Here is an 11,735-nt window from a genome sequence, read left to right as displayed (position 1 = left end):
AAATCTTGGTTTAACAGGTCTTTGCGTCCTTCACTTTTCACTTTCGCTTGCTTGCCAGGCTTGTACTTTTTCAGGGTGATTGAACGTAAGCCCAACTTTCTCATCAGTTTTTGTACTTTCTTTAGGGACAAGGTCTCGCCATGGCTAACAAGAATCTTATGAATTTTAGGCGCACCATAGATACCCTTGTTTTCAAAGGTAGATCCCTGAAATCAAGCGACTTAAGCGTTCGTTTTCTGTTTGGCGCTTGGAAGGCTTCTTTTTCTTCCAGTCATAGTAGCTGGATTTTGGTGCTTCCAAAACGGTACACATTTGTTTTACGTTATGATCATGAGCATTTGACTGAATAAATTCGAAGACATCACTCGTTTTTACTTTTGAGCGAATATGGTTAAAGCCTTTTTTAGGATGGTGTTTTCCTCCTGCATGCGGGCCAGTTCCTTTTTCATTGCTAGGATTTCTACCTCAGTCATGCCGATTGCTTCATTCTTTGTATGAAGCTTCTTCCAGCGATTAATCGTTTGTGTAGCGATACCATATTGCGCTGCCAGTTCCTCGACCGATTGGCCTGACTGGTTTAAATCAAGGATCATCTTCTTAAAGTTTTCATCAAATTTTTTCTTGGCTTTTACCATCTTGGACACGTCCTTTTCTTAGCAGTAAAATTCTACCAAATCGTGTCCATGAAATCATCCTAACATCATTTGAATATCCCTTATTTAATTGATTAATATTTTAAGTAGTAAATTATCCATTGCAAATTAAAAAATGATAAAGAGGAAAATGCGATGAAGAATTTTTCAGATAGAGTAATGTCATATCTAAATATGCACAAAGGAAAAGAGTTCTACATTTACTGTTTGGTGGATAGTAGAAATAACAAAGATGAGATTTTCTACATTGGGAAAGGAAAGGGAAATCGTGTCTTTAATCACGAGAAAGCAGCCTTTAATAAAAAGTTAGAACTAATATTAGAAAATGAAGACAAAGCAGAAGACTTAAAAATTAATAGAATCAGAGATATTAAAGCTGAAGGATTCCAAATTAAAAAAGTAATTATAAATTATTGGTTATCAGAACGAGAAGCATTCGCGAGTGAGAATACTTTGATAAATTTATTTAACTTTTTTTCAGATATAAATCTAACAAATAAGGTGAATGGCCATGGAGTAAGAGGGATTGAAGTTAGTGATTTGGAAAGGCAGTTTGGCAGTGTCCCATTGTCCATAAATGAAATTCAAACTAATAAACTTATACTTGCTGTCAAGATAACAGATTCTCTCCAGTTAGATAAGGATGAAACGTATGACTACTCTTTTTATGATAGAGATGACCAAAATATTAAATCTAGAACGTTAGGGAATTGGGTAGTTGCGAAAGATAATGCTGAAAAAGTTAAATATATTTTAGGAATCAATACGGGGATAGATAATACAGTGGTATCGGCTTATGAAGTGTCCGGATTTGAATCAGGTATTGATGAAAAAGGCAGACGACGTTTTTGTTTTCACTCAAAGTCGCAGAGTGAGAATACAATGAAAGTATTAGGGGTATATCAAAGGGCGTTATATGATTTAAAATTTGGGAATGGTCAGTCAATAGTTTATATTAACAAGCATTCAAACCACATTTCAAATACATAATTATCAATTGATATGTTGCCAGCATGACATATCGAGTGTGTTGTGCTGCTGACAAAAAAATAAAGTCCATTCAACTGTATGAAAAAGCAAGACAAATACAGATTAAGGTTATACTTCTATAAAAAATCGAATGAACGTATTAAACCTTTCTCTAAAACAGCATGATGTTTTTGTTGTTTTAGAGAATTTTTTTCTTTGTCAGGAAATTTTGTATGTGTAAAATAGTTCTCGAGATAATTTTTATTTTTTTACTAGCAAAAAGAAAGAAGGCGTTCTATCATTAATGTATGCTGAGCGGCAAATACATAAACAAAAGAAGCCTTCTTATGGATAAAATTATAACAAAATTATATGAAATAATAAAAGAATCAAGCGATTTAATTAGGACAGATGAGTTGATACAGCTCTATATGTACGATTTATTCGCTGAATTAGTAGGCGATATCTTTTCTCATATAAATCAAGTGATCAAAAACTTGACACATACAAGACGTTATCTGCTATTGACAAGAGAGTTCCCGAAGATGTATAGTAGAAAATTGAAAAATGCACCAGTCTCGCTATCCTAAAACGTTTCTTCCTCAGCACCTTTTCTTTATTCAAAACTGAGGATTTTTTATTTTTGATGGAAGAAAACTGAGTCGGTGTCCTGCAATGAAAGGATTGAAATTTGAATATGACAAATAATTTTTGGCGTAACTTGCCGCGGCCGTTTTTTATTTTAGCGCCGATGGAAGATGTGACGAGTGTGGTGTTTCGGCATGTCGTGAGCGAAGCAGCTAGACCAGATGTGTTTTTTACTGAATTTACAAACTCAGAAAGCTACTGCCATCCTAAAGGAAATCAAAGTGTACGCGGCCGTTTAACCTTTACAGAAGATGAACAGCCAATGGTTGCTCACATTTGGGGAGACAAACCTGAATACTTTCGTCAAATGAGTATCGGGGTAGCCAAACAAGGTTTTCAAGGGATAGACATCAATATGGGATGCCCTGCACCTAATGTGGCACCAAAAGGAAAGGGAAGCGGTCTGATCCGTCGTCCAGAGGTTGCGGCTGATATCATTGAAGCAGCTAAAGCGGGCGGTTTGCCTGTAAGTGTAAAAACAAGATTGGGTTATACAGACATAGAAGAATGGCATGAATGGTTGGCACATTTATTGAAACAAGATATTGCAAACCTTTCGATCCATTTGCGTACGAAAAAAGAAATGAGCAATGTGGACGCCCATTGGGAATTGATTCCAGAAATTAAAGCGTTGCGGGATGAGATTGCCCCAGACACGCTTTTAACGATCAATGGAGACATTCCTGATCGACAAGCAGGAATGGAACTCATCAAAAAATATGGTGTAGATGGCGTCATGATCGGTCGAGGCGTGTTTAAGAACCCATTTGCTTTCGAAAAAGAGCAAAAAGAACATAGCAGCAAAGAATTGCTTGATCTTTTGCGTTTACAACTTAACCTTCACGATAAATATTCAGAAGAGTTGGAACCACGTCCATTTAGACCGTTGCGACGCTTTTTCAAGATCTACGTGCGTGGATTTAGAGGCGCCAGCGATTTAAGAAATCAATTGATGAGTACAGAATCGACAGATGAAGTACGTTCGATGCTTGATCATTTTGAACAACAGCTCAAAGATGAGGAAGAACAAGAACGTCTTTCCGTTGCAGTCGGCGAGCAACAGCAATAGGTCGCAGCTAACGATCGAGATGCTGTCGGACGGGTAAAGATAAATAGCAGTCTATTTTTTGGTTATGAAATGGGGAAGGAGAAAAGAACAGATTTCTTTTCTCTTTCCTTTTTTTGTTTCTTCTTTTTCATGTTCTACAATATTTAACGTTGGTCTGTAAAAAATCAATTTTTTTACTGCTAAGCTCGTTAAAATCCTATTTCTAGAAATTTCAGGAGGAGTAGGGCTGCTGATAGCCATAGAAAAAGATGCAATGTGAATCACTTAGTGTTAGGCTTTAGCCGTTACACTAAGTTTGAAGCTTGCAAGCATTGAGACGCGATTTTCGGCTCAATGTGTTCTCATGGCTTTCCATCAGTAGCCCATCGATCGTAGGAAATTTCTTTACCAACGTTAAAAGAGGAAGAACCATTTTTCAGATGTAGCATCTTTTCTACAAAAAATGGAAGAGCTTTTTTCAACTTTTTCTTTTATAGGACTTTACAAATAAAGAAATAAAATGTAATTTACTAATTGAATAAGGTATGATAGATTAGAGCGCTAAATTTGTGTCTGTCATTCATATAGCGGAATGAAGCGATCATTTTCCGACCGAAAAGATGGGTGGCAGCAAATTTAGGCAGCGGTTGAATAAAAAAGGAGAATAAAAAATGGTTGATTACGTGTTGACATGCAGTTCTACAGCAGATATGTCTGTTGAGTATTTTAAAGAAAGAGAGATTCCCTATGTTTATTTCCATTATATTTTAGACGGGAAAGAATATCCGGATGATCTAGGGCAGACAGTCTCGTTTGATGAATTCTATCGTCAAATTGCAGAAGGCGCGATGCCAACAACTTCCCAAGTAAATGTTAGTCAATTCATGGATTTTTTTGAGCCTTTATTAAAAGAAGGGAAAGACGTCTTACACCTTGCTTTTTCATCTGGCTTATCAGGAGCTTGTCAATCAGCGATCACGGCAAGCAAAGAATTGGCGGAAAAATATCCAGATAGAAAAATCATGATCGTCGATTCTTTAGGCGCTTCATCTGGTTATGGATTGTTGGTCGACATGGCAGCTGATATGCGTGATCAAGGGGCTTCGATCGAAGAAGTACAACAATGGGCAGAAGCTAACAAGCTGCGCATCAATCATTGGTTCTTTTCAACAGATTTGACCCATTACAAACGCGGCGGACGCATTTCGGCTACTTCTGCAGCAGTAGGGTCCTTACTTAACATTTGCCCACTTTTGAATATGGACAACGAAGGAAAATTGATCCAACGCAAAAAGATCCGAGGCAAAAAGCGCGTGATTGAAGAAATCGTTAAAATGATGGAAATACATGCGGAAAACGGGAATGATTATACAGGGAAATGTTTCATTTCTCATTCAGCAAGCTATGACGATGCTCAAAAAGTAGCGAACTTGATCGAAGAAAAATTTCCTTCATTGAATGGCCCTGTCGTGATCAACAGCGTGGGTACCGTTATCGGTTCTCATACCGGTCCAGGAACAGTTGCCCTCTTTTTCTATGGAGATGAACGCAAAGATTAATCCAATGTATTAAACAAACACATCAAGCAGTTGCTGACGATAGCGTTTAAAAGAGGAGACATTTTCAGCAGTCATCTTGTTATAAATAAATAAAAACCTTCTGCTCTATGCAGGACTCTGATTTATTAGTGATGATCACTAACGATTGGAGACCTTGCTTAAGCAGAAGGTTTTTTAATGGTTATTCTGTTTCTACTTCGCTGCTGCTGGTGCTGGAAGTACTATCCGTTTCCTCAGGGACTTCTGATGAATCTGAACTTTCTACATTAGCAGAAGAGGAGTCGGAGGAAGGTTCTTTATCAGAAGGGGCTTCTGTTTTGTTTCCACTATCACTAGAAGTCGCAGAGTCTTTTGAAGCTTCACTTTGGCTGTTGTGATTTGGTTTTGCCGGCGCTTCTGGTTTTTTATCAGTATTCGTTTTTTTATCAGTGTTCGTTTGTTTATTCGTATTTGTTTTATTGTTTTGCTTTTTAGTAGTGGTTTGTTTTTTACTAGATGAACGGTTCGACGTTTTCTTCTTGGAAGATTGTTGGGTATCTGTATGGCTATTTTTGCTAGAAGTGGTTTTTTTAGCTGTTGCGTTTGAATCTGACGCAGCTTGCTCTTTTTCTGGCACAGTTACCTGATCTTCGTCTGCTTCCTTTTCGGTTTCTTCTGTTAATAGAAGCTCCTGGTCTTCTTCTTCGATTTGTTCCGTATCAACAACTTCTTTTGCTGGCTCTTCTGGTTGTTGTTCATCCAAAGCGAAAAAGGTTTCCAGTCCATTACGCGTAGCTTCCGTCGCATGGCTTTTATTCATTAAAACTAAGCGATGTTCTTTGCGTTCTGTTGCAGCAACCAGTTGTTCTTCTTTCTGATCTGCTCGCATCGTTGCCGCTTCAGCCTCAGCTTGTTGACGTCCATTTTTTTGCTGTCGCATGCCTAGAGCAACGACAACGATTAAAATCGCGATTAAAGATAAAATCATTCCAATGTTAAATAAGCGCTTCTTATGTCGCATACCAACCATCCTTTTAGTCCTTTTTATTCATCTTATCTTAAACCGAAAAGGATAGCTATATGAAATCAGTATTTGTAAGAAAATAGACATATTATAAATAACAGCGTTATATTATCGTGTTGCTAGCCTAGAGACTCGAAAAAGCGATGCTGGCACAAATTTTTCGATTGAAAAGACAGTGACACCATAGGAAACTCAAGCTAGAGAAGGGGAGGAAGTGCTCTGACGCAAGAGGGCAGTTTTTCTGTGCTGTTTCCTGTATAATAGAAAACGAGTTTGAGGAGGGACGTTATGTTTAAAATTTTGATTATTGAAGATGACTTGACGATTGCACAAAGCTTACAGACGGAACTGCAAAAATGGCAGTATGATGCACAATATGTGACTGATTTTAATGCGATTATGGAAAAATTTACAGCTTGGGAACCACAGCTTGTGCTCATCGATATCCGTTTACCTTATTTTAACGGCTACTATTGGTGTACAGAGATTCGTAAAGTTTCGCAAGTGCCGATCATTTTCATTTCTTCTCAAAGCGAGCGAATGGATATCGTAATGGCGATTCAAATGGGCGCAGATGACTTTATCAGCAAACCATTTGATTTGTCAGTAGCGATCGCAAAAATCCAGGCTCTGTTAAGACGGACCTATGATTTTAAAGAAAGTGATCCTTTTTTATCGTATCAGAATATTTACCTTAAACCAGCTGAAATGAAGCTTCAATACCAAGATGAAGAAGCTGAATTAACGAAAACGGAAATGAAAATCCTTGAGCAATTATTTTTGCATAAAGATGAATTCGTGACACGAGAAGAGATCATGGTCAATCTATGGGAAAATGAATCGTTTGTTGATGATAATACACTGGCGGTCAATATAGCCCGCTTGCGCAAGAAACTAGCAGGAATCGGCTTGGAAAAGTTTATTGTGACGAAGAAAGGCTATGGGTACGGCCTGAAAAAAGAGGGATGATATGACGACGAGACGGGAGTATTTAAAAATAGCCAAAGCTTTTTTGAAAAGTAAAAGAACCGCAATTGCCCTGTATAGCTTGACGATCTTTGTCTTTGGTCTGATTTTTTTATTTGGACGTTTGCCATTCAATTTTTATTTTTACAGTGTTGAAGTCTCTGCCTTTATCGGCGGTATTTTTGGACTTTTTTCTTTCATGCGTTATGCGGATCGCTACCGCTATTTGCAAGAACTTTATCAACAACCGCAAAGTATGTTAAATAAACTGGAGAAGCCTTCCGATCCAGCAGAAACCTTTTATCAAGAAACGATCCGTCAACTACTGAAAGAACGGCAAAAGCAGGCATTGAAAAATGAAAGCAAGGAAGCAGATCAGTTAGATTATTTTACCTTATGGCTGCATCAGATCAAAACACCGATCGCAGCTATCCAACTCGTGCTGCAGCAATCTACGGATAAAAAGCTGACACGTCAGCTGGAACAAGAATTATTAAGAATTGAAAATTATACGCGAATGGCACTGAGTTATTTGAAGTTAGAGCAATCTGGAAAAGATTTAGACTTAGCAAAAGTTTCTTTAGACCAAGTCATTAAAAAAACGATCAAAACCTTTTCTATTTTATTTATTTACAACCAGATCACGCTAGATTACCAAGAAACCCATCTGGATGTCTTAACGGATGAACAATGGTTGAGAGTACTGTTAGAGCAATTGCTTTCGAACAGCTTGAAATATACGCCTCCTAAAGGTCAAATCAAGATCTACCTGGATCCAAAGCAGACAAAACGGCTGATCATCGAAGATACTGGCATCGGTATTCGTTCAGAAGACTTGCCAAGAATTTTTGAAAAGGGCTACTCAGGCTGGAATGGGAAAGTACAAGAAAAATCCACCGGCTTAGGTTTGTTTTTGAGTCAAAAAATCAGCAAACGATTAGGTCATCCACTTTCCATCACATCTGAAGTCGGAAAAGGGACCAAAGTTGCGATTGATCTAGATGTCAAAGAAATCAAGTTTTTTTAAGATCTGAGCACATTTGTTCAGATTTTTTTACATAACGGCACCGTTCTTCGGATTGTTGCAAACAGAGAAAGCATAAAGACTCGTTTTTGTCATCCGTTTCGTTTAGGGATGGAAGAGCGGATAGAAATCAGTAATAAAGGTGTGCGATCCTAACCCAACGTTTCTACCGTTTTTAACAAAAAAAGGTTCTTCCTCTTTTAACGATGGTAAAGAAATTTCCTACGGTCGATGGGCTACTGATGGAAAGCCATGAGAACACATTGAGCCGAAAATCGCGTCTCAATGCTTGCAAGCTTCAAACTTAGTGTAACGGCTAAAGCTTAACACTAAGTGATTCACATTGCATCTTTTTTCATGGCTATCAGTAGCCCTATGCGCCTCCTGAAATTTCTAGAAATAGGTTTCTAACGAGCTTAGCATTAAAAAAAATGGTTTTTTACAGACCAACGTTAAATATTGTAGAACCCAAAAAAATGGCCTATCTTACATTTTTGTAAGATACCTTAAGCATTTGTAAGGATAGATAAAGGCAGCAGTGAGCAACTTGTTTTACAATAAGGATCGTAATGAAGGAGGAAAAGAATATGGCATTATTAGAAGTGAAACATTTAAAAAAAGTTTATTCAACACGTTTCTCATCACAACAGGTGGAAGCTTTAAAAGATGTGAATTTTTCGATTGAAAAAGGAGAATATGTAGCGATCATGGGAGAGTCAGGTTCAGGAAAAACAACGTTGCTGAACATCTTGTCGACACTTGATACCCCAACATCCGGTGAAGTTTTATTAGAAGGCAAGTCTTTAGCTGATATCAAAGACAGTGAAATGTCTGATTTTAGAAGAAATGATTTAGGATTTGTTTTCCAAGACTTTAATTTGCTCGATAATTTCTCATTAAAGGACAATATTTTTCTGCCGCTCGTGTTATCGAATACGCCTGTAAAGGAAATGGAAGAGCGCTTGAAACCCATCGTGAAACCTTTGGGAATCGAAAAGTTGATCGAGCACTATCCTTATGAAGTTTCAGGGGGACAAAAACAACGGGCTGCTGTTGCACGTGCCTTGATCACAGATCCAAAATTAATTTTAGCCGACGAACCGACAGGCGCACTCGACTCAAAATCTTCTCAAAGTTTGTTGGAAACATTTGAAGACATCAACCAAGCTGGTCAGACGATCGTGATGGTTACGCATAGTACACGCGCAGCTGCACATGCTAATCGTGTTCTCTTTATCCAAGATGGGGAAGTTTACCATGAAGTTTATCGAGGAGAACAAACCGTTGATCAATTCATGGACAAAATTGCCCAATCTTTGATGGTGATCGCAAATAGAGGTGGTCAATATGACTAATGCGATATTTAGAAAACTAGCGATTCGCAACATTCGGTCAAATAAGCAAATTTATTTACCTTATCTATTATCTGCTGTGGCAACCGTCAGTATGTTTTATTTAATGGCCAATTTATTGAACAATGACTTTATCCATCAACGTTCATCTACACTGCCCCTGTTGTTCAATTTTGGTGTCGTCGTGATCGGGATCTTTTCATTTATTTTCATATTATATACGAATAGTTTCCTGATCAAACGTCGTAAAAAAGAATTAGGTTTATATGCTATTTTAGGGATGAAGAAGCTGCATGTCGTACGGGTATTATTTTTAGAAACGCTCATCACCGGTTCAATTGGCATTCTACTTGGCTTAATTGTAGGAACCGTTCTTGGCAAATTGTCCTTTTTAGCGCTGAATTATGTGCTGCATTTTCCGGCAAAAATGAACTTTACCTTGTCAGCTGGCACTGTTTTGCTGACAGTCGGTGTTTTCGCAGTCATTTTCTTGATTGCTTTATTGTATAATATCAGTCAGGTGACTTTTTCAAATCCCATTAAGCTGATGAAAGGGAAGCAAGCTGGAGAAAAGGAACCAAAAAGTTCTATCTTCTTATTTTTACTTGCCATCGGTTTGCTCGGCTCAGGTTACTGGATCTCTTTGACGATCTCAGATCCTATCGCTGCTTTAACGAAATTTTTCTTAGCCGTTTTGTTGGTGATCGCCGGAACCTATTTCCTATTTATTTCCGGATAGATCTTCATTTTAAAAGCGTTGAAAAATAATAAAAAATTGTATTACCGGCCAAATGCTTTCATATCGATCTCAGGCATGTTGTATCGTATGAAACAAAATGCAACGGGCTTAGCTAATATTACGATCCTCGCAACGATGGTCATCATTGCGGTTTCGACGACAGCGACCCTTTTCCTTGGAACGGAAGAAACGTTAGAAAATCGTTTCCCTTATGAAAATAATGTTACGATTTACAACGGAAATGAAATGATGGAAAACACACTTGCAACGATTGAGAAAACAACGGAAAAGAAGGAACTTTCTACTCAAGATTTGCATCATTATCGTTATCAACAAATGTTCGGAACTATTAAAGATCAATCCTTTGTAGTGAGCAAAAGTGAAGCTGGCAAATTGCCGCCAATGAATATGCTCATTTTCTCAGCAGATGACTTTTCAAATGTTATTGAACAAGATCTTTCAGTAAAAGAAAATGAAGCATTATTTTTCAGTTCTAAAGATGTTGATGTGCCGAGCGACTTGACCCTCGGAGAAGAAACGTTTAAAACAGCTGCATTAAAAAATAGTCAGCTAAGCAGCAAGAGCAAAGAAACGATTGAAGATCTTTCAGGAGAGCAACTGATCGACACCCTTATTTTAGTGGTTGATTCCTTTGATACAGCCCAATCGATCGTTGAGGATTACCAAACAGAACAGCCTGATGCAACAGCTGCCAGCTTGTATGGCATTATCGGTTGGAACACCACAGGTACAGAAGATGAAAAAGAAAGCTATCGCAATGAGATCAGCGAACAATTAAACAAAGAGAATGATGGACAAGATTCTGAAGCTTTCCAAGTGTATGAATCGAGAGAACAAAACAAAGAAGACTGGTACGGCATGAATGGAGGATTCTTATTCTTAGGTATCTTCTTAGGCGCGTTGTTCACATTTGGAGCAATCTTGATCACTTATTACAAACAAGTCTCTGAAGGCTATGATGATCGCGAAAAATTCCAAATCATGCAAAAAGTAGGATTGGACAAGAAGATGATTCGCAAAACAACTCGTTTCCAAATCGTTTGGATGTTCTTCTTGCCACTGATCGTAGCGGTCATTCATATTGCCTTTGCTTTCCCCATTATTCAAAAACTATTGGTTTTATTTGGTATCACCAATAATCACTATCTGCTTTTATCTACTGCTGTAGTGGTGCTGCTATTCAGTTTGGTTTACTGGCTGATTTATCACATCACCTCACGTGTGTACTACCATATCGTTGAGTAGCATGACGTTCTAGCAGAAATCACAAAAGAGCCACTTATGGCATATTCAGAAGTTTGAGTATGCGATAAGGGCTCTTTTATTTTATTATACAAATAAGAACGAAGCAGAGCTGGGAGGAGAAGGGAGTTATCGCTCCAACTCGCGCAGTGAATCTCACTTGAGTAGGACAGCAAATCAGTTATCATTCCAACTCGCCGGACAAAATCCATTTGAGTAGGACCGCAAATCAGTTATCATTCCAACTCACCGGACAAAATCCACTTGAGTAGGACAGCAAATCAGCTATCATTCCAACTCGCCGGTCAAAATCCATTTGAGTAGGACAGCAAATCGGTTACCGTTCCTACTCACCGGACAAAATTCAATTGAGTAGGACCGCAAATCGGTTATCGTTCCAACTCGCCGACTAAAATTCAATTGAGTAGGACAGCAAATCAGTTATCGTTCCAACTCACCGGACAAAATCCATTTGAGTAGGACCGCAAATCAGTTATCGTTCCAACTCGCC

12 protein-coding genes are annotated in these 11,735 nt (G+C 38.2%); 9 read left to right on the top strand and 3 right to left on the bottom strand.

Annotation, left to right across the window (positions count from 1 at the left end; translation table 11 throughout):
* Positions 1-182, bottom strand: a 182-nt coding sequence (locus BM057_RS12150; protein ID WP_143074509.1) for an IS3 family transposase, incomplete at its 3' end; no start/stop codon positions are given.
* A 189-nt stretch (positions 183-371) separates the two neighbouring features.
* Complete coding sequence (locus BM057_RS10310) at positions 372-635, bottom strand: transposase (RefSeq protein ID WP_047391124.1); 264 nt, start codon at positions 633-635, stop codon at positions 372-374.
* 153 nt (positions 636-788) lie between these two features.
* Here BM057_RS10310 and BM057_RS10305 point away from each other — a divergent pair, with 153 nt between their 5' ends.
* The 4 genes from BM057_RS10305 to BM057_RS10285 all read left to right on the top strand — a co-directional run bounded on the left by BM057_RS10305 (position 789) and on the right by BM057_RS10285 (position 4,877).
* Positions 789-1,643 (top strand): LEM-3-like GIY-YIG domain-containing protein, encoded by an 855-nt coding sequence (locus BM057_RS10305; protein WP_092093566.1) that lies wholly within the window; start codon positions 789-791, stop codon positions 1,641-1,643.
* Positions 1,644-1,969: 326 nt separating this feature from the next.
* Entirely contained in the window at positions 1,970-2,212 is a 243-nt protein-coding gene (locus tag BM057_RS10300) for a hypothetical protein (RefSeq protein ID WP_092093563.1), read from the top strand.
* Positions 2,213-2,319: 107 nt separating this feature from the next.
* Positions 2,320-3,339 (top strand): tRNA dihydrouridine synthase, encoded by a 1,020-nt coding sequence (locus BM057_RS10295; RefSeq protein ID WP_092093561.1) that lies wholly within the window; start codon positions 2,320-2,322, stop codon positions 3,337-3,339.
* 650 nt (positions 3,340-3,989) lie between these two features.
* Positions 3,990-4,877 (top strand): DegV family protein, encoded by an 888-nt coding sequence (locus BM057_RS10285; RefSeq protein ID WP_092093555.1) that lies wholly within the window; start codon positions 3,990-3,992, stop codon positions 4,875-4,877.
* A 181-nt stretch (positions 4,878-5,058) separates the two neighbouring features.
* On the opposite strand, the gene BM057_RS10280 is transcribed toward BM057_RS10285, so the two are convergent.
* Entirely contained in the window at positions 5,059-5,877 is an 819-nt protein-coding gene (locus BM057_RS10280) for a hypothetical protein (protein WP_092093552.1), read from the bottom strand.
* A gap of 291 nt (positions 5,878-6,168) precedes the next feature.
* On the opposite strand from BM057_RS10280, the gene BM057_RS10275 reads away from it, so the two are divergent.
* The 5 genes from BM057_RS10275 to BM057_RS11725 all read left to right on the top strand — a co-directional run bounded on the left by BM057_RS10275 (position 6,169) and on the right by BM057_RS11725 (position 11,227).
* Positions 6,169-6,849 carry a response regulator transcription factor gene (locus BM057_RS10275; protein ID WP_047391138.1) on the top strand — a complete coding sequence of 227 codons (681 nt, stop codon included), beginning with the start codon at positions 6,169-6,171 and terminating at the stop codon, positions 6,847-6,849.
* 1 nt (position 6,850) lies between these two features.
* Positions 6,851-7,873 (top strand): sensor histidine kinase, encoded by a 1,023-nt coding sequence (locus BM057_RS10270; RefSeq protein WP_092093547.1) that lies wholly within the window; start codon positions 6,851-6,853, stop codon positions 7,871-7,873.
* 584 nt (positions 7,874-8,457) lie between these two features.
* Positions 8,458-9,225, top strand: a complete 768-nt coding sequence (locus tag BM057_RS10265; RefSeq protein ID WP_092093544.1) for an ABC transporter ATP-binding protein — start codon at positions 8,458-8,460, stop codon at positions 9,223-9,225.
* Complete coding sequence (locus BM057_RS11730; protein WP_177186239.1) at positions 9,218-9,961, top strand: FtsX-like permease family protein; 744 nt, start codon at positions 9,218-9,220, stop codon at positions 9,959-9,961. The genes BM057_RS10265 and BM057_RS11730 overlap by 8 nt, the downstream gene beginning before the upstream one ends.
* A gap of 87 nt (positions 9,962-10,048) precedes the next feature.
* Positions 10,049-11,227, top strand: coding sequence for an ABC transporter permease (locus tag BM057_RS11725; protein ID WP_177186238.1), 1,179 nt, complete (start codon positions 10,049-10,051; stop codon positions 11,225-11,227).
* The last annotated feature ends 508 nt before the right edge of the window (positions 11,228-11,735 follow it).

The sequence above is a fragment of the Pisciglobus halotolerans genome (assembly GCF_900113675.1).
GTDB lineage: Bacteria > Bacillota > Bacilli > Lactobacillales > Carnobacteriaceae > Pisciglobus > Pisciglobus halotolerans.
This window is presented reverse-complemented; position numbering and strand designations above follow the sequence as displayed.